Here is a 21,190-nt window from a genome sequence, read left to right as displayed (position 1 = left end):
TCACTTCGCTCAAAACAACCACTGCCCGATCAGCCAGGCATTCGCCCCGCTGATCACCACAAACAAACTCCAAGCCAACAGCCGCGTTGGCAAACTGTTCACGAACGGCCCCATCAGGCGCTTGTCACCCGTCATGCGGATCAGCGGGTACAACGCAAACGGCAACTGCAGGCTCAACACCACCTGGCTGAGGATCAGCAGCTTGCCGATGGCATCGTCCCCCATCAGCCACACCCCGAGGAACGCCGGGATCAGCGCCAGGCCACGGGTGATCAGGCGTCGCTGCCAGCAGGGAATGCGCAGGTTGAGATAACCTTCCATAATCACTTGCCCGGCGATGGTGCCGGTAAATGTGGAGCTCTGGCCGGAAGCCAGCAGCGCAACACCGAACAGCACACTGGCGAAGGCGCCACCTACCAGTGGGTCGAGCAGGTGGTAGGCGTCCTGGATTTCCACCACGTCGGTGTGGCCGGTCTGGTGGAAAGCGGCGGCGGCCAGTATCAGGATCGCCGCATTGACCAGCAGCGCCAGGGCCAGGGAACCGATGGTGTCGATACGCGCCAGTTTCACCGCGTCCTGGCGACTGGCCAAATCCTTGCCGAACAGGCGGGTTTGCACGATAGAGGTATGCAGGTACAGGTTATGGGGCATCACCGTGGCCCCCAGAATTCCGATGGCCAGGTACAGCGGTGCGGCATCACTGATGGCGGACAGCGACGGGGTGAACCCGCGGAACACATCCGGCCAGTAAGGCTTGATCAGCACCAGTTCGATGAAAAAACACACGCCGATGGTCGCCACCAGCGCCAGCATGATCGCTTCCAGCCGGCGGAAACCACGATTTTGCAGGGCCAGGATCAGCAACGTATCGAAGGCAGTGATGACAATCCCGGTGGTCAGCGACACCCCCAACAACAGGTGAAACGCCAAGGCGCAGCCGAGGACTTCGGCGAGGTCGGTGGCGATGATCGAGATTTCCGCGAGGACCCACTGCACGAACGACGAACGCCGGCTGTAGCGCTCGCGGCTCAGCTGCGCGAGGTCCTTGCCGGTGGCGATGCCCAGCCGCGAGCACAGACACTGCACCGCCATCCCCGCCAGGCTCGCCAGCAACACCACAAACAACAGGTTGTAGCCGTAGCGCGAACCGGCCTCGATGGCGGTGGCCCAGTTGCCCGGGTCCATGTAGCCGATGGAGATCAGCAAACCGGGGCCGGCAAACATCAGCGCGCGCTTGAAAAAGGAGGCACGGGGATCAACGACGATGGAGCCGGCGACTTCCGGTGGGCAGAACGGGGCGGTAGCGATTTTGGGCAGGCTGAATTTCACGCGGGGTACCAGGCTTTCACACAAGACGTGAACGCAGCTTATCAGTCAGACGCGACGGTACGCATCACCGTTTCCCGGGGCAGATCAAATGCCTCTACCACCTGGACCACCAGATCCATCTCCTGGTTCAGTGCCTCACGCTCCAGGCGCTCGCGAATCACCCCAATCACCAGCACCGCCAGGGTCGTGATGGAATACGCGGGGCCAGAAAACGCCCGCACGCCGGTCACCAGCAGCATCGCCGCCGCCAGCGCCTGTCCCACCACCGGAATTGCCGTGGCCGCGCCTCGACGCAGGATAAACCCGGTCAGCCCGGCCAACGCGGTGCCACTCAGTGCAGTGGTGGCTGAGCGCCCCACATCGAAGCGATTGAAAAAGCCCTGCTCCTTTTGCGCGGCAGCCTGCAGTTCCGCCTCGAACACTTGCCGATCGGCCTGGCTGAGCTTGTCCTTGTATTGCTCGATCAGCCGCTCGGCGACCTGCAGTTCCAGATCCGCCAGGGCCACCTTCTCGATCGGTTCATCAAACTTGATACCCACCCGCTGCGCGACGTCCTGGGCGATTTCGCGATAGCTCACGCCATGACCCCGGGCCAGGTTCATAAAGGTGTCGCCGCCCATGCGCTGCAACTCGATGGCCAGCTTCAGGGGTTCGCGCACCGTGGCGTCGATCGACGCACTGCGCTTTTGCGCCATCAGCTCGGCAAAGAACTTCAACTCCTCCGGCCGCGCCTGCACCAGCAGCGGGAACAGGTCGACATCCTCTTCGGCAAAGCGCACTTCAGGGCTGCGCTGATCGGCGCGGATCATGCCCCGGCGCTCCTGCAAGAGGTCGGTGTACTGCACCACCGCCTTCAACTGCGGCCAGTAAGCGGCATGGTCAAACGTGGCCAGGTGCACATTGGCGACCTTGGCCTTGAGCGCGGGTGTCAGCGGGATGGCATAACGACCGATGCAGCGCTCGGTGTCGGGCTTGAGGGCCAGGGCCCAATCCTTGCTGGAGTGGCAGTTGATCACCCGCCCCTTGAGCGGCGCCGACACCAGGTCCCACGGGCTGGACGTGCAAATTGCGCCGCCCATCAGCAACAGGTTGTTCAGCGGTAATTCACGGGCAACTTCGGGGCTTGCCAACAGGCTCTTGACCAGAATCCGCGCGCCCAGGGAATGGCCGATCAGGTTGATCTGGCGCACCTTGATCGATTCGCCGTGCAGGTAGTTGGCCAATTCGGGCAACAGGCTTTTGGCGACCTCATCCACCCGTGCCTCCACACTTTTGTAATGGTCGAGGAAATAGGCAATCGCCTTGCCCACCCCGATGGTCGCCGCGCCCAGACTACCGCCACCGAGCATCGAGGCAATCACATCCTTGAACGGTGCAAACAGGTTTTCCAGGAAATGCCCCGCCGGCCAGAACAGCATCAGGTTGGTGGAGCCTTCGATGGTTGCCAGCTGCCGGGAGAAATTGCCCAGTTGCTGCTGGTTGAAGAACGCCGAATAACCGTGGACGTAGAGATTGAGCACATCCCCTTGGGGCTCGCCACACAAGACAAACGTGGGCTTGCGGGTGCGGTGCATTTCATCCCACTGGTGTTGCATGTGACGGTGACTCCTGGTGACGACGAAGGGCGATAGTATCAAAGCACTGCCGGGGTAAATGTGAAAAACTGCCCGCCCGGGCAGCAAGCGCCTCAATGCACCATGGATGACTCAGTTGGCAAAGTTGTCGATCTTTACCTGGCCATCAGGAAACGTGGCGACAATCTCCAGCTCCCCTCCCATGGCGCGAATGTAGTTACGCAGCGTGCTGATATACATATCGGTGCGACGCTCTATTTTGGAGACTGCCGCCTGATTGATATTCAGCGCTTTGGCCAACGTATCCTGGCTCATCTGTTGCGCCTTGCGCAGTTCATGCAAAGGCATTTCTTTCAGGTGCTGCTGGAGGATGCGCTCTGCATCGGCCCGAGCTTGCGGTGTCAGGCGAGCCTGAAGCTCACTGAATTTTTTAGCCATGGTGACGGCCCTCTTTACGCAGTGTTTCCAAATGTTCGTCATACGACGTCTCAGCCAGCGGGACGTATTCGTGATAAGTCCACGCTGGCCGATACCGAGGACTGTTCCTTCGTATCCAGATCGCCCCACCAGACTCCAAACTCGTCCGTATATTCAACGTCCCAACTCATGCAAATATTCCATCCACGGAATATAAACTCAAGTGCATAACTGTAGAAGCTTCAGGGGCGCACAGCCTCCCGTTTTCCCCGGAAAAATGTTTTTAGGTTATTCCCGCACAATTATCCGCCCATAAAAAAACCGCCCTTTCGGGCGGTTGAAGAGACTCGGTCTTGATCAGAAACCGAGGGAGAAACTGTTACCGCCGCCGACGACGGTGACGGCACCGCCATGGCTGCCAGTGCCCGTGAGCGTCGCACCGCTGTTGACCGCGACGTTGCCATTGGCCAGGGAGCCGCTGACATTCAGGCGGCCACCGTTGACGTTAACCGTCAGGTTATTAACTGCGCTGGCAAAGGTGTTCAAAAACAGCGGCAAACTCGGCACGCCGGCACAGGTGACCGTGGCGCCTGCCGTGGGGCTTGCCGACGAACAATCAGCCATCGCCTCCGGGCTCGCCAGGCCTGGAACCAGGTCGGTAATACTGAGGCGAATAGCAAGATCAAGAGGAGAAATACGAGGTATAGCGGCAGCAGCCAGTCTTCTTTCCACGTAAAACTCCTTGTGGTCAAAGCCTTTCATCCATGAATGCGTAGAAGCCCCCACTACAGATCCAAACACCCATCGACTTCGAAATACCTGACCGTGGTGACAACTGATCCTGTTTGTCACAACGTTAGCCGCGTGCATAAAACTCATTGAAATAAATGGTATTAATACTTTGGCGAGTGCCGCGCAGAAACTGGAAGACATCCCATGAGCGCGGAGGTGAACGCCCTGAGCCGCGTAAAAATTCAGATTCCACCCTGTAAAAAAGCGCTCTAATAACGCCCTGTTGATTCAGCAAAACGATCCTGGAGTCCCCAATGCCCCATGAAGGCAACCTGTTACAAGCGGCGGTTGTATTCCTGTTCGCCGCCGTACTGACCGTGCCCTTGGCCAAGCGCCTGCAGTTGGGCGCCGTGTTGGGTTATTTGCTGGCCGGCGTGATCATCGGCCCCTCGGTGCTGGGGCTGGTGGGCAACCCGCAAAGCGTCAGCCAGTTCTCCGAACTGGGGGTGGTGTTGCTGCTGTTCATCATTGGCCTGGAGTTGTCACCGAAGCGTTTGTGGGTGATGCGTAAGGCGGTGTTCGGTGTCGGCCTGGCGCAGGTGTTGCTGACGGGCACGGTGATTGGCGTGGTAGCGCTGTTCCTGTTTGGCCAGTCATGGAACAGTGCAATTGTGCTGGGCCTTGGCCTGGCGCTCTCCTCCACCGCCTTCGGCCTGCAGAGCCTGGCCGAGCGCAAGGAGCTTAACCAGCCCCATGGGCGCCTGGCCTTTGCAATCCTGTTGTTCCAGGACATCGCGGCCATCCCGCTGATCGCCATGGTGCCGCTGCTCGCCGGCAGCGATCACCCCGCCACCACCTCCCAAGGCCTGCAGCACGGCCTGGAAGTACTGGGCAGCATCGCCGTGGTGATCATCGGCGGGCGCTATCTGCTGCGGCCGGTGTTTCGCATCGTTGCCAAGACCGGGCTGCGGGAAGTGTCCACGGCCACCGCGTTGCTGGTAGTGATCGGCACGGCATGGCTGATGGAGCTGGTAGGTGTATCCATGGCCCTCGGCGCCTTCCTCGCCGGGCTGCTGCTGGCAGACTCCGAATACCGGCACGAGCTGGAATCGCAGATCGAACCGTTCAAGGGCCTGCTGCTGGGTCTGTTTTTTATCAGCGTGGGCATGGGCGCCAATATCAGCCTGTTGTTCAGTGCGCCGGTGATCGTGCTGGGCCTGACCCTGCTGCTGATCGCCATCAAATTGCCGCTGCTGTTTTGCGTGGGCCGACTGGCCGGTGACCTGAACCGTGAAAGCGCGCTGCGCCTGGGCGTGGTGCTGGCGGCCGGTGGTGAATTCGCCTTCGTGGTGTTCAAGATCGGCCGCGACCAGGGCCTGTTCGAACCGCACCTCTACGACATCCTGGTGCTGACCATCACCCTGTCCATGGCCGTGACCCCATTGCTGCTGTTGCTCTGCCCGAAGCTGTTCAAGCCCAAGGTCAAGCCGGTGGAAGTGCCCGAGGAATACCGCGCCATCGAAAGCGATGCACCCCGGGTGGTGATCGCCGGGATGGGCCGTATGGGGCAGATCGTGGCGCGGATCCTGCGGGCGCAAAACATCTCGTTTATCGCCCTCGACACCTCAGTGGAAACCATCGAGCTGACCCGCAGCTTCGGCGGCATGCCGGTGTTCTACGGCGACCCCCAGCGCCCGGAAATCCTCCACGCGGCGAAAGTCGACCAGGCTGAATTCTTCGTGATCGCCATGGACGACCCCGAAATCAATATCAAGACCGCCGAGCTGGTGCGCAGCCTCTACCCGCACATGAAGATCATCGCCCGCGCCCGTAACCGCCAGCACGTACATCGCCTGGTGGACCTCGACGCGTCACCGGTGCGCGAGACGTTTTACTCCAGCCTGGAAATGAGCCGCCGCACCCTGGTGGGCCTTGGTTTGACCCAGGCCCAGGCGGATGCGCGCATCAGCCGTTTCAAAAACCACGACCTGCAACTGCTGGCAGCCCAGCACGCGGTATATGACGACGCGGCCAAGGTGATGCAATCGGCCCAGGAAGCCCGGACAGAATTGGCGCGGCTGTTTGAGATGGACCGGCTCGAGGAAGAGTCCGACAAGGTGTAAGGACGGAGATGAACGATCTTGCGAAATTTCTGACAGAATACGGCGCAATTTCGTTCATCCCTGGAGAGCTTCATGGCCACCCTCAGCAAGACCGCAGCCCTCTTGGCCCTCGCGCTGGCCGCCGGCTTCGGCGCCAGCCAAGTCCTCGCCGCCAGCAAGCCTGCGGCGCAGAAAACCGCCACCCAGACCATCTCCACCCTGGACGGCAAGTTCAGCTTCAACCTGCCCAAGTCCTACCAGGCCGACCCACTGCCGGCCGGTGATGCCGAACACGGCACGGCGGGCGCCAGCGGCACGATGTACAGCGACCAGGCCACCAAAAGCGTGATCTTCGTCGTCGAAAAACCGAGTGTCGCCGGCCTGATCAAGGACAACGACCCGCAGTTCCTCGACGGTGCCGTGGCGGATTTCGTCAAGGAACAAAGCGCGGCCCTGCCGGACTTCAAGAAAGGCGCCGAAAAGAAACTCACCGTCAAGGGCCTGGCCCTGCGCCAGGTCGACAGCACTGCGACCATGGGCGGGGGCAAGACGCTGAGCTCCACCTTCCTCACGGGCTCCGGCAGCCACCAGTTGGTGGTGCAGGCCATTTCCCGGGCGGATGACGAGAAAGGCCATGCGCTGTTGGTGAAGCAGATTACTGGCGGTAAATAACCGGTTTTAATCTGGCAATGAAAATCCAATGTGGGAGCGGGCTTGCTCGCGAAAGCGGTGTTTCAGTCAGCACATGTATTAACTGACCCACCGCTTTCGCGAGCAAGCCCGCTCCCACATTTTGACCGCGTTCACATCACCGGACTCAGCGCAGGCTCTTTTCCAGCCACTGCTTCAAGTCCAGCAACTCCGCCTCACCGACGGTATGAATCATCCCCGGGTAACCGTGGAATTCCGGTGTGAGGCCAAGCCCCTGCAACACCTCGTTGGCCCGCGTTGCCGAGTAGTAAGGCAGCGCCTGGTCCAACGTCCCGTGCCCGATGAAAATCGCCAGCTTGCCCAGTCGCGCGTCCGGTTTGAGCTCAGCCTTGAGTACCGGCAGCAGGCTGCCGCTCAACGCCGCAATCCCGCGCAGGGTTTCGGGATGCCTTAGCCCGACTTCGTACGACATGATCGCGCCCTGGCTGAACCCCACCAGAAACACCCGCTCACTTTGGGTGTGATACTTGGTGGTGGCCTGGGCGACGAAGTCTTCGATCAGCTTGCCGCTACTCTGCAAGTCGGCGGTCTCGCCATCAAAATCGCCGTCGCCCGGTTTCTTGCGAAACCAACGGTAACCACCGCCCTCCACCGGCATCGGTGCCCGTGCAGACAGGTAGGTCCAGGTCGATGGCAAGCGGTCCTTGAGCCCGAACAGGTCGGCCTCGTCACTGCCATAACCGTGCAGGAAGATCACCAGGGGCTCGTTGCGTGCATCGCTTTGGGTCTGTTCCAGGTAAGGCAGGGCCAGGTCGGTGTGCAATAGGTCTTCGGCCTGTGCGGCGCCGGTAAACAGCGCCAATGTCAGGGCAATCAGTTTGAGCATGGGCATCAACCTCTAGGGTTTGCGCAACAAATAGGTATCCATGATCCAGCCATTGGCCTGGCGCGCCGCCTTGCGCACCCGTTCGATCTCTTCGGCCACTTCGGCCACCTTGCCGCTGATCAGGATTTCGTCCGGTGTGCCCAGGTAGGCGCCCCAGTAGATATCCAGGTCCTGATCGGCCACGGTGCGGTAGGAATCTTCGGCGTCGAGCATGACAACCAGGGTGTCGGCATCACTCGCCTGCCCCGCCGCCAACCGGCGCCCGGTGGTGATTTCGATGGAGCGACCGATGCGGTTCAGCGGCACTTTGTGCTGGGCCGCCAACGCTTGGACGCTGGTGATCCCGGGGATCACCTCAAACTCGAACTCGCAGCTGCCGCTGGCCAGAATCGCCTGCAGGATACGGATGGTGCTGTCGTAAAGCGCCGGGTCACCCCAGGCCAGGAATGCGCCCACTTCGCCGTCGGCCATTTCTTCATTGATCATCCGCTCGAAGGTCTGCTGCTTGTCGCGGTTCAGGTCCTTCACGGCGGTGGTGTAGTCGATATCGCCACGCACCCGCTCGGGGCAATCGGCCTCGACAAAGCGGTAGGCGTGGTCGGTGATGTAGGTCTCGCAGATTTCCCGGCGCAGGTCGATCAGCTTGTCCTTGCTCCGGCCCTTGTCCATCAGGAAAAACACGTCGGTGCGGTTGAGCGCCTTGACCGCCTGCATCGTGATGTAGTCGGGGTTGCCGGCGCCAATGCCGATGATCAGGATGCGTTTCATGGGAAAGTCTTCATGGGTGTTCTCGGTGCGGGGAGCGGATTTTGCCATGTTCGGGGCGTCAGGCGTGAGTTTCCAGGCGCAGGCGCCAATGGCCGTTGAATCGCAGCTCAGTGGATGAGAGCGGCTCCACGTCGATCAGGTTGAACAGCGAGGGCGGCGATTGCATGACGTGCAGCAGCGCGGCTCGGATAACAAATGGATGCGTCACCGCCAGCACATGCCCCGGCGTTTGCTCAAGGGACTGCAACCACTGCCCGACCCGCTCACACAACTGCATCACCGATTCGCCGCCATGGGGCGCGCAGGTGCTGTCGGTCAACCAGGCCTGGAGCGCTTCGGGCTCGGCCTGTTGAACCTCATCGATCGCCAACCCTTGCCAGCGGCCGAAATCACAATCGCGCAGGGCTGTTTCAACCCGAGCCTCGGCGGCAAACAGCGCCGCCGTCTGCCGGGTCCGCGCCTCGGGGCCGCACAGCACAAGGGGCGCACGCTTGAAGCGCGGTGCCTGGGACAACGCCGCCTGCTGCCAGTCCATCTCCACCGACTCATCCAGCGCAAAGCGTGCGCGTTTCCGGGCGCGGGTGCTGGCGTGGGCAATCAGGGTCAACCGGGTGGCCTGCATGACAAATCGCTCTGGCGAAAATAGTTCAATAGCTTACAACGATCCGCACACAGGAAACCGGTAGCCGCCGAAGGATCGGCGGCTACCGGCATTCACACCCCGGGCCGCGCCAGGTAGAACACCTCGTAGCCGTTGCCCGGATGGTTCACATCCAGCGCCTTGCCCGACAAGGTAATCCGTACCAGCTTCCACGCCTGCACATCCAGCGCCAGAAACACCGCAAAATGATCGCGGCTGTCGGCAAGCTGCTGATTGCGGGCTTTTTCGGTTGCCAGGATTTGCCCACGGTCCGCACTTGGCTCCAGCGCCCACTCTTCCCGGTACAGGCTCAAGGCGTTCTGCGCCGGCCCTCGCTGCACATCCAGCGGTAACCAAGACTCAATGTGCGGCCGGCCAAAACTGTCGAGGACCTTCTCAAAGCGCTCGCCGAGTAAAAAGTCCGCCGCCTGCAAAGGATCGGACCACAGATAAACCGACGAATACAGGTTGCCCACGCCCGGCCCCTGCCCCCGTTCCTGAGCGATAAACGCCTTGAACAACAAACCCTCCGCGTGATCCCACTGCGGCCCCAGGCGGGCGGCGCGCTCGCGGATGACACCCATGTCGTAATCAGCTGGCAAGCGGTGTGAATACTGTTTGGCAAACATCATGGCGCTCCTGTTCAGATGAGTGGCCAGCTTGCGCAGCGCCCATGATTTCAGCAAGATATCATCGAATATAGGTGTGATAAGGAATCGAAATGAGCGACGCACTCAAGCCGCTGGACATCGACACCGTGCAGGCCTTTGTCCTGGTGGCGGATTTCGCCAGTTTCACCCGCGCAGCCCAGGCCCTGGAGACCTCGCAGGCAGCCATCAGCCTCAAGCTCAAGCGCCTGGAAGACCGCCTCGGTTACCGCCTGCTGGTGCGCACACCCCGCCATGTGCGGTTGTCGCCCCAGGGCGAGCAGTTCATCGTCGCCGCTCGCGCGCTGCTCAATGCCCACGAACGGGCGTTGGGTGACATGGGCAACGGCGCACCACGAAGGCTGGTGATCGGCATCAGCGACCACGTGGCCGGGCCGGACCTGCCACTGTGGCTCAGCCGCCTGGCCGCCTATGACCCGCTGGTGATCCTGGAGGTGCGGATTGCTTCGTCCCGGGACCTGGTGGCGGCGTTCGACCGCAACGAACTGGACGCGGTGATCGTGCGCAATGAAGGCGACCGCCAGGACGGCGAAGTGTTGGTGGTGGAGCGCTTTGGCTGGTTCGCCGCACCAACCTGGCAACACACCCCCGATACGCCGCTACGCATGGCTACCATGGCCTCGCCCTGCGGTGTGCGCCAACTGGCGGTGCGGGCGTTGGATGAAGCGCGGATTGACTGGACCGAAGTGTTCGTCGGCGGCGGCGTGATGGCAGTCGGTGCGGCGGTCAGCGCCGGCCTGGGGGTGGCGGCGCTGGCCCGGCGGGTGGCGCCCGCGGGCGCTGTGGACGTGAGTGAACAGTACGGATTACCGGCGTTGCCCGTCAGTGAAATCGTGCTGCATAGCCGGATCAGCGACGGCCGCTCCCGTGAGACATTGCGAGCCTTGAGTGCGACCTTCAGAGGGGTTCTGGAGCGTTAGGTTGCATCTGCGTGTAGCGTCCGCGCACAAACCGCTCCAGTTCGTCTCCCGGCAGCGCCTTGCTGAAATACCAGCCCTGGATAATCAACTCCGAGCCTGACTGCAAAAACGCCAGTTGCTCGGCGGTTTCCACCCCTTCGACCACCACCCCGAGGTTCAACGCCTCGCAAAACCTGAGCATCCCGGTCAACACCTGGGCGCCCTTCGGATCATGTTGGGCCACTACAAAACTGCGATCGATCTTGATGAAGTCCACCGGGAACTGATGCAGATAACTCAGCGCTGAAAACCCGGTGCCGAAGTCATCGATGTACACCTTGGCACCAATCGCCTGCAGCTTCTCGATCATCTGCCGGGTGCCCTGAATATCCCCCACCAACGCATCCTCGGTGATCTCCACCGACACCTGCCCGTGGGCCTGGGCCAGTATCTCCACCAGTCGGTCACCATAGGCCGGGGTGGTCAGTGTGGCGCTGGAGATATTGATCGTCATCGGCAAGGTAAAACCGACCTTTCGCCACGTTTGATACTGGCGCACAGCCTGGGACGCCACCCACACATCCACATCGGGCATCAACCTGGCGTTAGCCAGCCATTGCAGGAACTCCCACGGTGAATGCACCGTACCCTCGGCATCCCGCGCGCGCATCAACGCTTCGCAACCGGTGCACAGCCCGGTCAGGGTGGAAATCTGAGGTTGGAATTCGAGGTAGAACTCGTAGTCGCTGATCTGCTGGATATGGCTCAACTCGCTGACCTGGCGTGCCTGAGCCTTGTGGGACGCCATCACCGGGTCCAGTTCCAGCAATCGGCCCTTTTCTTCCAGGCCGCGAAAAGTCATGTCCAGCGACTTCAAATACACCGTGCCGCCTTCCGTGGCCTGGCGATTGATCGCCCGCACATAGGGCGCGTAAATCAGCATGCCAACCCCCAGCAACACCACCTGCAGTAACACCGCCGCGAGGTCGCCGTGGGTGCTCAAATAGGCGTTTAGCAATACCGGCGCGGTGAACGGCACACTCACCACCGCAGGCGACACCCAGCCAATCTGCACCACCATCAGCGCCAGCATCGCGTTGAAGGCCGGCACCACCAGAAAGGGAATGAACAGGCGCGGGTTGAGGATGATCGGCAAGCCAAACAACAACACTTCACTGACATTGAACAACGACAGCGGCAGGCTGGCCATCGCCACCAATCGCATGGAACGGCTCTTGGAAAACAGCAGGATCGCCAGCAGCAGGCACAATGCGCCACCCGAGCCACCGATAAACGCGAAGCTGCCCAGCAAGCCGCCGTTCAGTAAATACTTGACCGGCTCGCCCGCCGCCACTGCAGCGTTGTTGAGCGCGACAGCCTGATCCAGGACATCAAACAACGGCTGCATGGCGTAGACCCCATGGATCCCGAAAAACCACAGCAGTGAATTCATCAGGGTCACAAACAGACCGCTGCCATAGGGCGTTTCCAGTGCATCGAGTACCTGCGGCCCCTGAAGCTGCGCCACCTGTGGAATCTGCAACAGCAACGACAGCAAGAGTACCAGCACGAGCGCCGTGATCGCCCCCGGCACCACCATGTTGATGGTGCCCTTGAGGTTGTGCCCCACCAGGTCTTCGTTGATCAACCGGGTCCAGCGACGCCGATGCAGCCAGGCGATGGCGGGCACATTGATCAACGGCGAGGCGATGGCGATGAACAGCACGAAGGTCGCCGAAGCACGGGGGAAATCCCGCAGCACAAAGGTGGCGATCACCACGTGGGCCAGGCACAGGAACGCCACCGGTAGCTGCGGCAGGCGGTGCTGGATCGCAAGCATGTAACCGATGGAGGCGGCCACCAGCAGCGGGATCACCGAGCTGATCTGGTTGTGCAGACCCGCGAGGAAGGCCACCCATTGAGGGTCGAAACCCAGCACACGGGCGCATTCGGACAGGATCAGGAAACCGGCCGACACCAGCAGGCAGGGCAGGATCCACAACAACCCCTCACGTATGGCCCGCAACGACTCGGTGCTGGCCAAGGCCGCCAGCCGTTGGGTGAAGAAAAGCTTGAACAGTGTTTGCGCCATCACCTGTCCCTCTGCACATAGCACTCGGTCCCTGATGCCAAGGTCGCAAAAACACCTGAGCCGTTGCCTTTATCGACAAGGTAACGCTACACGTCCTGATACCGCGAACGAAAGGCTTTTGCCGCCAGCGGCGCAATTATTCAGATTCGCCCCTTGGCCCTGCTGCTTGTCGATTGTCTCCGGTTGGCCCATCCTTCGGCGCACTGGCTGTTGTAAAAAACGACACGCCCTCGAACGGACTCGACTGATGCTGCGAATTCCCCCCCTGCTCACTTGCGCGCTTCTCGGCCTCATCAGCCCCTTGGCCAACGCCGCCAGCCCGACCTTCCCGGATGCCCAAGCCAGCGACCCGGCCAAGCTGCAATGGATGGTCGGCGCACCGCCGCCGGCAGATCGCACCGTACGCTTTGAAGACGGCAGCTATTTCCGCTTCCCGGCCATGCGCTGGAGCGTCGCCCACTTTCGCCAATTGATGCCCACGGTGAACGTCTCCCGCGGGCTGGGTGCGCCGCTGGCGTTGCCACGCAAACTCGATCCGGGACTCGATGCAATCCCCGTGCAGCCCGTGGGTTCCACCCAGCCGTTGAGCTGGCGCCAGACCCTGGACGCCACCTACACCGATGGCATCGTGGTGATGCATCGCGGCACGGTGGTGTATGAGCGTTACTTCGGGGTGCTCAAGGACGACGGCCAACACGCGGCCATGTCGGTCACCAAATCGGTGATCGGCACCCTGGGCGCGATGCTGGTGGCCGATGGCACCCTCGACCCACAGAAAAAGATCGTCGACTACGTGCCCGAACTGGGCCGTTCCGCCTTTGGCAGTGCCACCCTGCGCCAGGTGCTGGACATGACCACCGCCCTGGACTACAGCGAAGACTATGCCGACCCCAACGCCGAAGTCTGGGCCCACGCCCAGGCCGGCAACCCGCTGCCCAAACCCAAGGACTACACCGGGCCGCGCAGCTACTACGAGTTCCTGCAAACCGTAAAACAGCGCGGCGAACACGGGCGCGCCTTCGGCTACAAGACCGTCAATACCGACGTGCTGGGCTGGGTGATCGCCCGCGCGACCGGGCGCAATGTGGCGCAACTGCTCAGCGAACGCATCTGGAGCCGGCTCGGCACCGAACAGGACGCCTACTTCACCGTCGATTCCATCGGCACACCGTTTGCCGGTGGTGGCCTGAACACCGGGCTACGGGACCTGGCCCGCTTTGCTGAAATGCTGCGCAACGGCGGGCAGTTCAACGGCCAGCAGATCGTGCCCGAAAGCGTGGTCAAGGCTATTCGCCAAGGCGGCGACAAGCAGGCGTTCGCCCAGGCCGGTTATGGCCAATTGAAGGGCTGGAGCTATCGCAACATGTGGTGGGTAACCCACAATTCCGACGGTGCCTTCATGGCCCGTGGGGTGCATGGCCAGAGCATCTACATCGACCCCAAGGCCGAGATGGTGATTGTTCGTTATGCCTCCCATCCGGTGGCGGGCAATGCTGCCAATGATGGGGTGACGTTGCCAGCCTATGAGGCCATGGCGACATTTTTGATGACCAAGCCAGACTGACCGTCTCGCTTATCGTGGAGTTAACCTTTGTCCCAACCCGGCGAAAACCACCAGCTAGCCCTGGACCGATTCTTGAGCGAACACCCGGCCCTGGCCGCAGAACTGAATACGTTGAACCCCTTGGCAGCGCAGGCCAAGGGGGAAACCATGGAGCAGTACCGCGCCGAGCGCCTGCATGAAGCCTTCGAGGCAGAAGCCGAGCAACAGGGCCTGTTTGCCTGGGAGCTGACGCTGAAACTGACGGCGCATTCACCCGCGGAGTTCGAGGCCCAGCGCCTTGAAGTGCACAAGGAAGTGGCGCAAATGGCGGGCCTGAGCTGGGCGGAATATTGCCAGTTGCATGACTTGCCCGGTTAGAACCAGCGGCTCAAGCCCTGGCGGGTATCGCCGATCGCCGCACGTAACTCATCCAGGGTGATTGTCCTGCGTTCAGGTTCGATCGCCAACGCCGTGCGTAACGCTCGCCAGCAATGGCGAGGCAATTGCCCGGGCCGGGCCGATCGGTCACTGGAGTGGCGCCGGCCTTGTGCCAATTCGTAAAGCACACAGGCCACTGCATACAGATCGGCACTGGCCGACAGCGCACCGCCAGCCAGCAACTCTGGCGCGGCGTACATCGGTGTCCAGGCATTGAAACGACTGCGACTCAAGCCTGGGGACCCCGCCGGGGCCTGTCCGCACGCCTGCCCCAGACCGAAATCGAACAAACGCAACCCGCCCTCTCCCACCATGACATTGGAGGGTTTCACATCGCCGTGCAGCACACCCTGTTGATGGCTATGACGCAACGCATCAAGCAATTGCACGGCGATGCCTTGCAACTCTCGCCAGGGTAAACCTTCAGGGCATTCCAGCAGCAACCGGTCCAGGGTCATGCCCTGAAGCAACTCCATAGTGAAGAAGGCGATCTGACCGGGGGCGTCCACTTCAAACGAAAATACACGCACCACCTGCTCATGGCGGAGGCTGCGAGTCAGGGCGAACTCGTTGTACAGCAGCACGTGGGCATCCGCAGATTCACGGATGGTTTCACCCAGCACCTTGATCGCCACACTGGAACGCGACTCACCAAACTGTTCGTACAGCAGGTCCCGGGCGCGATAAACCACGCCCATGCCGCCGGCACCCAGCACGCGCTCGATAAGGTATCGCCCGGCGAGTAATTCGGGGACGCCGTCACGCGGTGGATTTGTCGTGGCCTTGGCAAAGGCAAAGTGGGTCACGTCGCTCATGACTGCACGACCACAGCGGTCAGGTTATCGCGGGCGGCACCGCGCAATACGCCTGCGAACAGTTGGTCCAGGACCCGCCGTGGGTCACCCAGGCTCAACGCCTGCCCCAGCTCGCCGTGGCTAAGCGCCTGGTACAGGCCGTCACTGCACAGCAGAAAGACATCCCCTGCCAAGGTCCCGAGTTCCAATACCTGCGGCCTCAACGGTTCCCGCGAGCCGATGGCGCGGGTCAACGCCCGTGCATCGGGATGCGCCCTGGCCTGCTCCAGGCTCACCCGCTGGTCAATCAACTGCTCGAACAGCGAATGATCTCGCGACAGCTGGTACAGCGTCTGCGCTCGCCACAGATAACAACGACTGTCACCGGCCCAGATACACGCGGCGCGATCGCCCTGAAGCAGCAATGCCACGACCGTGCTCCCCATGGTGCGATCACCGCCATGGTCGGTGACCGTCAACTCCTCACCCAAACGCCGATTGAGCCATTGCAGGCAACGGCGGGTCGCCTCGACCCGTTCGTCCAGGCTCCCCTGGCCAGGCAATAACGCCAGGCTATCGACCACCAGTTGGCTGGCGACATCCCCGGCCTGATGCCCGCCCATCCCGTCTGCCACGGCCCAGCAGCCCTGCCGAGGACAGTCGAGAAAGGCATCCTCGTTGCGCGACCTGAGCTTGCCACGGTCCGTACGGCCAGCGCTGCGCCAGCGATCCGGGCCTCGGTTCACAACTGCTCCGGCAGGCGAAAAGTACGCCACTGCGTCATCTGAAACGGGTTGGGAGTACGCCGGCTGGTCAGCAGATAGTTGGCGCGCAAGCCTGCCAGGTCGGCCTTGAGGATCAATACATCCTGCCCGCTGGAGGCTTCGCTTTGCATCAGGTCGAACAAGCGGAACAGCGACCAGGCCCCGGCATTTTTCTCGAGGCCCAACGGCCGTTCGCTGCCCCGCTCCAGCACCAGGCTGCTGCGACCATTTTCAGCCTCGGTTGGCAGCATCGGAGCTGCCAGCCTGGCCGCCTGCGCCTACCAAGGTGTGGGCCTCGTCGATAAACAGAATGATCGGTTGCAGCGAGACGTTGACCTCGTCGATCAAGCCTTTCAAACGGCGCTCGAACTCACCCTTGATACTGGCACCGGCTTGCAGCAAGCCCATATCCAGGGTCAGCAGACGTACGTCCCTGAGCACCTTTGGCACTTGCGCGCTCACGATTTTCAGGGCCAGGCCCTCGACTATCGCGGTTTTTCCGACTCCCGCCTCGCCCACCAGAATGGGGTTGTTCTTGCGCCGCCGCGCAAGGGTATCGATCATTTGCCGGATTTCGTTATCGCGACAGAGTACGGGGTCGAGTTTTCCGTCACGAGCCTGGCGAGTCAGGTCATGAGTAAAGCGCTCCAGTAATGAACTCCCCCCTTCAGATGGAGGCGTCCGAGGGTTTTCGCTCAAGAGAAAACCGAGCACGCGCTGTGCATCAAGCTTGCTCAACACCGCCTGATAACGGCTGCCCGCGTGCTGCAACGGATTGCGCAACAAGGCGAGCAACAAGGCACCGTGTTCCACTTCGCTTCGCCCCCCCAGGTAGCCTTCTGGATCGATGGTGAGATCAACCCGCAAGCCGCGAAATGGCAGGCCTCGGTGCAATCGGTCCACCGGCTGGTGACTGATCGACTGGAGTGCACCGAGCCTTCTGCGGCTGACCTTCTCCACCTGGCGGTCGTGATAACGCGGCAGGTCGTAGGTTTCGAGGATCACTCTCAAGGCGTTGATATCGGTCAATGACAAATAGTTGAGCGACATATTGCTGATCAGTCGCCACAGGAAGTCGCTGTCCAGAGGGGGCGAAAAACTGGGCGTTGCGGCTGTGAGGTTGCGAAACGTCAGAAATTCGGGCGTCTGCTCGCAGGTCTGGTTGATATCTCCCACCTGTAACAGGCGCGGCAGGTTGTGGTTGGTACAGGTCAGCTCAACCGACAGGGTCTCCTGGTCATGCCCCCGGCGTTGGTCGAAACTCAGCCATGTGTCCATTCCGGTATGTTGCAGTGAAGGTCGCAGGCGAACGCCATAGCTGGGCGACCCGCTGCCAAAATCATGTTCAAACGACTCGAACGGTACGTACTCCTGATAACCCAGGCCTCCCGGCCGCCATCCTGTGACTTTGTCGACGGAAAATATGCCGCAGTTGCCCCGGGTGTATTCGCCCGGCAACAGCAGGTATTCGTCCTGCCTGCCGTCAAGGCGTATTGGCACGCTATCGTGCTTGAACAGATTGACGATGGGCGTGCAATACAACTTCACGTTGTCCAGGGTCGGCGTCAGTCGCTCAAGGCCGCGACCACGCATGTTGAAGCGCAGCGCCAGGCCATGTACCTGCTTGAGCAGGTCAAAAGGCAACCCGTTGAGCACGTCGAGACCACCCACATCGACAAACAGGTATTTTTCGGGAAAGGCGAAATACTCCTGCAAATGGCGATAGCCGCGAAAGGTATTCAACGGATAAGGAATCAGTGCCTCTTCCTCGGCAAAGCCCACTGGACTGATCTCGCTACTGGACAGACGCAATGAGATAGCCAAGCCGTCAGCGCCGATAGCCGGCTGCCCATTCCCGTCCAAAGGCAGTAACTCAAACCCGTCCAATTGACGCAAAAGGCCAAGGTAGAGCGCCTGGCTGATGGGCTGCTCTCCCGCGAGATGCAGACGCAGGCAGCCCAGTGCCAACTCACTGAAGTTACCCTCGGCCGTCAGTTCCAGACGCAGGCACAGCAAAGCGCCCTCGCCCTGTACCGAGTACTCCAAGGCGGCCAATTGCAGCGGTAAAACCTGTGTCGGGTAACAGGTACGAAAGCGGCAACGCTCACCGTTGATCGCAATGCTTTCCACCGGTGTATCCCGCTCGACCCTGATGGCAGGCCCTGCTCGCTTGAGCGGGTCAAACTGCAGCATGCTGAACGCCGGCAGCGGTCGCATGTAGTTGGGCCACAGCAAATGCATCAACGAGTGACTCAACTCCGGCAGTTGGTCATCGAGCTTCTGACGCAAACGCCCGGTGAGAAACGCAAAGCCCTCCAGCAACCGTTCCACATCCGGGTCATTGCCGGCGTCCCCAAGAAACGGTGCGAGTGCCGGGTTACGCTCGCAGAAGCGTCGCCCCAACTGTCGCAGCGCACTCAGCTCGCCCTGGTAATAGCGGTTAAACGACATCCGGTTTGACCTCAACCTGTGCGCCGGGAGCCAGGCTTGCGCAGAAAGCGACTATTTGCGTCAGGCCGTCGACCTCCATTGCGCCTTCGATGGAAAAAGCCAGGGTCAACGGGTCACGGTCCTGAGGTATCGCCCTGACACATACATCCTTCAGACGTGGTTCATAGGCCTGGATGGAACGCTCAATCAGGAAACGGGCCTGGCTCAACGCGTCATGCAGACTGAGGCGCATGTCATTCAGATCAGGCAACCCGTAGTCCGGTAGCGTCTGTACGCTACCCACACGGGTGCTGAGCATTTTCGCCAGGTGGTTTGCCACGGACGCCACGGCACAGCCCTGCGGGCTACGCCCCTCGCCGGAATCCAGGCGCTCGAACAGGCTGCGGTTTTGGGTAATCACGTGGCGGCGGCTCATTCTTTGTCGAGCTTGCCAACGAGAGACAATGTGAAGTCCGCCCCCATGTACTTGAAGTGCGGCCGAACGCTCAGGTTGACGCGGTACCAACCGGGCTCCCCGTCGACGTCGCTGACCACAATGCGTGCTGCCCGGAGCGGGCGTCGTCCACGCACTTCGGCGCTGGGGTTATCCTGATCGGCTACGTATTGGCGAATCCATTTGTTGAGCTCCAGCTCAAGGTCGGTGCGTTCCTTCCACGAGCCCAGCTGTTCGCGCTGCAGTACCTTGAGGTAGTGAGCCAGCCGATTGACGATCATCATGTAGGGCAACTGGGTGCCGAGCCGGTAGTTCAGCTCCGCGACCTTGCCCTCGGCACTGATGCCAAAGGACTTGGGTTTCTGCACCGAGCTGGCGGAAAAGAACGCCGCGTTGTCGCTGCCCTTGCGCATGGTCAAGGCGATGAAGCCCTCTTGCGCCAGCTCGTATTCCCGCCGGTCGGATACCAGCACCTCGGTGGGAATCTTGGTTTCGATCTCGCCCATGCTGTGAAAGTGATGCAGCGGCAAGTCCTCCACCGCACCACCGCTTTGCGGGCCGATAATGTTCGGACACCAGCGAAACCGGGCGAAGCTGTCCGTCAAGCGGGTGGCAAAGGCATACGCCGTGTTGCCCCACAGATAGTGTTCGTGGCTGTTGGCTACATTTTCCTGGTAGGCGAAGGTCTTGACCGGGGAATCAATGGGATCGTAAGGCGTACGCAGCAGAAAGCGCGGCACGGTGAGACCGATGTAACGGGCATCTTCGCTCTGGCGAAAGCTCTGCCATTTGGCAAACTGCGGCCCTTCGAAGTGGTCTTTCAGGTCCTTGAGGTCAGGTAGGCCGGTAAAGCTCTCCAGGCCAAAGAAGCCTGGGCCAGCCGCCGCGATAAAGGGTGCATGGGCCATGCAGGCCACGCTGGAAACGTACTGCATCAACCTGACGTCGGGCGCACTGGGGGAAAGGAAATAATTGGCGATGATTGCCCCGACGGGCTGACCGCCGAACTGACCGTATTCGGCACTGTAAATATGCTTGTAGAGGCCGGACCGGGTAACCTCCGGCGAGTCCTCGAAGTCATCCAGCAGGTCCTGGCGAGAGACGCTCAGCAGTTCGATCTTGATGTTTTCACGAAAATCGGTGCGATCAACCAACAACTGCAGGCCGCGCCATGATGACTCCAATGACTGGAAATCGGGATGGTGGAGGATTTCATCCATTTGCTGGCTGAGTCTGGCGTCAATCTCGGCAATCATCCGGTCAACCAAGCGCTTCTTGACCGGCTCTCCCCTGTTCTGCGGTTTGATCAGCTCCTCGATAAATGCCGAGACCCCGCGCTTTGCGATGCCATAGGCCTCATCGTCGGCGCTGAGACGGGTCTGGGCAATGATGTTGTCGAGAATGCTGCATTCATCCATTGCGCGAGCATGCAACGGGCTTTGGCTGGTAGTCATAGTGTCAGTGTCCTTTTACTGAGGGAGTCATGCGGCGGAGCTGCCCAGCCCCAATTCAGCCAATACCCGGGTGCGGGACTCGTCATCGGCAAGCGCGTTTTCAATCGCCTTTCGAAAGCTCGGTGTGTTGCCCAACGGGCCCTTGAGCGCCACGAGTGCATCACGCAGCTCCATGAGTTTTTTCAGCTCGGGTATTTGCTCAACCAGGTGCGCAGGGTTGAAGTCCTTCATCGAATTGATCCTGACCTGGATCGCCAGCTCATCCAGCTCGGCAGAGTCCTGGAGCCGATTGGGGACGCTTAAGGTCAAGCTCAAGGCTTGCTTGGCCAACACCTCGTCAAAGGTGTTCTTGTCGATCCCTACGGGCTTGCGGTCTTCGAGTTGGCGCGGGTCTTCACGCTGGGTGAAATCGCCAAGTACCAGCAGTTTCAACGGCAGCTCCAGCTCTTCCTGCGCAGTACCGACGGCGGGTTTGAACGTGATATTGATGCGCTCCTTGGGGGCTACCGAACCTTCTTTCGCCATGGTGTTTCTCCTTTTTCGGGTGGCTCGAAA

At 60.9% G+C, this 21,190-nt stretch carries 18 protein-coding genes and 4 pseudogenes; 5 read left to right on the top strand and 17 right to left on the bottom strand.

The annotated features are described in order from the left end of the window. Positions 1-9: 9 nt before the first annotated feature. From D109_RS0128195 to D109_RS0128180, 4 genes are all read right to left on the bottom strand, one after another. Entirely contained in the window at positions 10-1,329 is a 1,320-nt protein-coding gene (locus D109_RS0128195) for an Nramp family divalent metal transporter (RefSeq protein ID WP_017479859.1), read from the bottom strand. Between the two features lie 41 nt (positions 1,330-1,370). After that, on the bottom strand, positions 1,371-2,924 hold the full coding sequence (locus D109_RS0128190; protein ID WP_017479858.1) for a DUF726 domain-containing protein: 1,554 nt from the start codon (positions 2,922-2,924) through the stop codon (positions 1,371-1,373). A 111-nt stretch (positions 2,925-3,035) separates the two neighbouring features. Further along, positions 3,036-3,341, bottom strand: coding sequence for an XRE family transcriptional regulator (locus tag D109_RS0128185; protein WP_017479857.1), 306 nt, complete (start codon positions 3,339-3,341; stop codon positions 3,036-3,038). A 336-nt stretch (positions 3,342-3,677) separates the two neighbouring features. Then, positions 3,678-4,052: a hypothetical protein gene (locus tag D109_RS0128180; RefSeq protein ID WP_152416421.1), complete on the bottom strand. Its 375-nt coding sequence runs from the start codon at positions 4,050-4,052 to the stop codon at positions 3,678-3,680. 314 nt (positions 4,053-4,366) lie between these two features. Here D109_RS0128180 and D109_RS0128175 point away from each other — a divergent pair, with 314 nt between their 5' ends. Both D109_RS0128175 and D109_RS0128170 read left to right on the top strand, forming a co-directional pair. After that, on the top strand, positions 4,367-6,175 hold the full coding sequence (locus D109_RS0128175; RefSeq protein ID WP_017479855.1) for a monovalent cation:proton antiporter-2 (CPA2) family protein: 1,809 nt from the start codon (positions 4,367-4,369) through the stop codon (positions 6,173-6,175). Positions 6,176-6,247: 72 nt separating this feature from the next. Next, positions 6,248-6,826 carry a hypothetical protein gene (locus tag D109_RS0128170; protein ID WP_017479854.1) on the top strand — a complete coding sequence of 193 codons (579 nt, stop codon included), beginning with the start codon at positions 6,248-6,250 and terminating at the stop codon, positions 6,824-6,826. A gap of 145 nt (positions 6,827-6,971) precedes the next feature. Here D109_RS0128170 and D109_RS0128165 read toward each other — a convergent pair whose 3' ends face one another. From D109_RS0128165 to D109_RS0128150, 4 genes are all read right to left on the bottom strand, one after another. Continuing rightward, complete coding sequence (locus tag D109_RS0128165) at positions 6,972-7,691, bottom strand: alpha/beta hydrolase (protein ID WP_017479853.1); 720 nt, start codon at positions 7,689-7,691, stop codon at positions 6,972-6,974. Positions 7,692-7,703: 12 nt separating this feature from the next. Then, positions 7,704-8,459, bottom strand: coding sequence for a precorrin-6A synthase (deacetylating) (gene cobF / locus D109_RS0128160; RefSeq protein WP_017479852.1), 756 nt, complete (start codon positions 8,457-8,459; stop codon positions 7,704-7,706). 58 nt (positions 8,460-8,517) lie between these two features. After that, on the bottom strand, positions 8,518-9,081 hold the full coding sequence (locus tag D109_RS0128155; protein WP_017479851.1) for a histidine phosphatase family protein: 564 nt from the start codon (positions 9,079-9,081) through the stop codon (positions 8,518-8,520). Between the two features lie 92 nt (positions 9,082-9,173). Then, positions 9,174-9,728, bottom strand: a complete 555-nt coding sequence (locus D109_RS0128150) for a DUF4865 family protein (RefSeq protein WP_017479850.1) — start codon at positions 9,726-9,728, stop codon at positions 9,174-9,176. 92 nt (positions 9,729-9,820) lie between these two features. On the opposite strand from D109_RS0128150, the gene D109_RS0128145 reads away from it, so the two are divergent. After that, entirely contained in the window at positions 9,821-10,687 is an 867-nt protein-coding gene (locus D109_RS0128145; protein WP_017479849.1) for a LysR family transcriptional regulator, read from the top strand. Here the strand turns inward: D109_RS0128145 and D109_RS0128140 are convergent. Continuing rightward, complete coding sequence (locus D109_RS0128140; protein WP_017479848.1) at positions 10,665-12,758, bottom strand: EAL domain-containing protein; 2,094 nt, start codon at positions 12,756-12,758, stop codon at positions 10,665-10,667. The genes D109_RS0128145 and D109_RS0128140 overlap by 23 nt on opposite strands. A gap of 247 nt (positions 12,759-13,005) precedes the next feature. Here D109_RS0128140 and D109_RS0128135 point away from each other — a divergent pair, with 247 nt between their 5' ends. After that, a complete protein-coding gene (locus tag D109_RS0128135) occupies positions 13,006-14,322 on the top strand; it encodes a serine hydrolase (RefSeq protein WP_017479847.1) in 1,317 nt (438 codons plus the stop codon). 27 nt (positions 14,323-14,349) lie between these two features. After that, a complete protein-coding gene (locus tag D109_RS0128130) occupies positions 14,350-14,679 on the top strand; it encodes a DUF6388 family protein (protein WP_017479846.1) in 330 nt (109 codons plus the stop codon). On the opposite strand, the gene D109_RS0128125 is transcribed toward D109_RS0128130, so the two are convergent. The 8 genes and pseudogenes from D109_RS0128125 to tssB form a co-directional block, all read right to left on the bottom strand. Next, positions 14,676-15,554: a serine/threonine-protein kinase gene (locus D109_RS0128125; protein WP_017479845.1), complete on the bottom strand. Its 879-nt coding sequence runs from the start codon at positions 15,552-15,554 to the stop codon at positions 14,676-14,678. The two genes, D109_RS0128130 and D109_RS0128125, sit on opposite strands and share 4 nt — an antisense overlap. Then, positions 15,551-16,279, bottom strand: a complete 729-nt coding sequence (locus D109_RS0128120) for a PP2C family serine/threonine-protein phosphatase (RefSeq protein WP_026078274.1) — start codon at positions 16,277-16,279, stop codon at positions 15,551-15,553. The genes D109_RS0128125 and D109_RS0128120 overlap by 4 nt, the downstream gene beginning before the upstream one ends. Further along, positions 16,276-16,542: pseudogene (locus D109_RS0128115) on the bottom strand (type VI secretion IcmF C-terminal domain-containing protein); the annotation flags it as partial. The pseudogene D109_RS0128115 and the gene D109_RS0128120, both read right to left, overlap by 4 nt. Beyond that, positions 16,538-17,122 (bottom strand): annotated as a pseudogene (locus D109_RS1000000135390) (AAA family ATPase); the annotation flags it as partial. The pseudogenes D109_RS1000000135390 and D109_RS0128115, both read right to left, overlap by 5 nt. Next, positions 17,123-18,748: pseudogene (gene tssF / locus D109_RS01000000132210) on the bottom strand (type VI secretion system baseplate subunit TssF); the annotation flags it as partial. Further along, on the bottom strand, positions 18,738-19,163 hold the full coding sequence (gene tssE, locus D109_RS0128105) for a type VI secretion system baseplate subunit TssE (RefSeq protein WP_017479841.1): 426 nt from the start codon (positions 19,161-19,163) through the stop codon (positions 18,738-18,740). The gene tssE and the pseudogene tssF, both read right to left, overlap by 11 nt. Then, positions 19,160-20,635, bottom strand: coding sequence for a type VI secretion system contractile sheath large subunit (gene tssC, locus D109_RS0128100; RefSeq protein WP_017479840.1), 1,476 nt, complete (start codon positions 20,633-20,635; stop codon positions 19,160-19,162). Before tssC ends, tssE begins: the two co-directional genes overlap by 4 nt. Then, a pseudogene (tssB, locus tag D109_RS0128095) lies at positions 20,632-21,160 on the bottom strand (type VI secretion system contractile sheath small subunit). Before tssB ends, tssC begins: the two are co-directional and overlap by 4 nt. Between the last annotated feature and the right edge of the window lie 30 nt (positions 21,161-21,190).

Origin of the sequence: Pseudomonas sp. PAMC 26793, assembly GCF_000313235.1 — a bacterium.
In the GTDB taxonomy this organism is placed as follows: Bacteria; Pseudomonadota; Gammaproteobacteria; order Pseudomonadales; family Pseudomonadaceae; genus Aquipseudomonas; species Aquipseudomonas yamanorum.
The sequence above is the reverse complement of the archived record's forward strand: the minus strand, read 5'-3'. Positions and strand labels throughout refer to the sequence as shown.

Coding starts and splice junctions, on each gene's coding strand:
- tssE (WP_017479841.1), bottom strand. CDS start 19,163: ATGAGCCGCCGCCACGTGATTACCCAAAACCGCAGCCTGTTCGAGCGC.
- D109_RS0128165 (WP_017479853.1), bottom strand. CDS start 7,691: ATGCTCAAACTGATTGCCCTGACATTGGCGCTGTTTACCGGCGCCGCA.
- tssC (WP_017479840.1), bottom strand. CDS start 20,635: ATGACTACCAGCCAAAGCCCGTTGCATGCTCGCGCAATGGATGAATGC.
- D109_RS0128145 (WP_017479849.1), top strand. CDS start 9,821: ATGAGCGACGCACTCAAGCCGCTGGACATCGACACCGTGCAGGCCTTT.
- D109_RS0128140 (WP_017479848.1), bottom strand. CDS start 12,758: ATGGCGCAAACACTGTTCAAGCTTTTCTTCACCCAACGGCTGGCGGCC.
- D109_RS0128125 (WP_017479845.1), bottom strand. CDS start 15,554: ATGAGCGACGTGACCCACTTTGCCTTTGCCAAGGCCACGACAAATCCA.
- D109_RS0128155 (WP_017479851.1), bottom strand. CDS start 9,081: ATGCAGGCCACCCGGTTGACCCTGATTGCCCACGCCAGCACCCGCGCC.
- D109_RS0128190 (WP_017479858.1), bottom strand. CDS start 2,924: ATGCAACACCAGTGGGATGAAATGCACCGCACCCGCAAGCCCACGTTT.
- D109_RS0128170 (WP_017479854.1), top strand. CDS start 6,248: ATGGCCACCCTCAGCAAGACCGCAGCCCTCTTGGCCCTCGCGCTGGCC.
- D109_RS0128150 (WP_017479850.1), bottom strand. CDS start 9,728: ATGTTTGCCAAACAGTATTCACACCGCTTGCCAGCTGATTACGACATG.
- cobF (WP_017479852.1), bottom strand. CDS start 8,459: ATGAAACGCATCCTGATCATCGGCATTGGCGCCGGCAACCCCGACTAC.
- D109_RS0128185 (WP_017479857.1), bottom strand. CDS start 3,341: ATGGCTAAAAAATTCAGTGAGCTTCAGGCTCGCCTGACACCGCAAGCT.
- D109_RS0128135 (WP_017479847.1), top strand. CDS start 13,006: ATGCTGCGAATTCCCCCCCTGCTCACTTGCGCGCTTCTCGGCCTCATC.
- D109_RS0128175 (WP_017479855.1), top strand. CDS start 4,367: ATGCCCCATGAAGGCAACCTGTTACAAGCGGCGGTTGTATTCCTGTTC.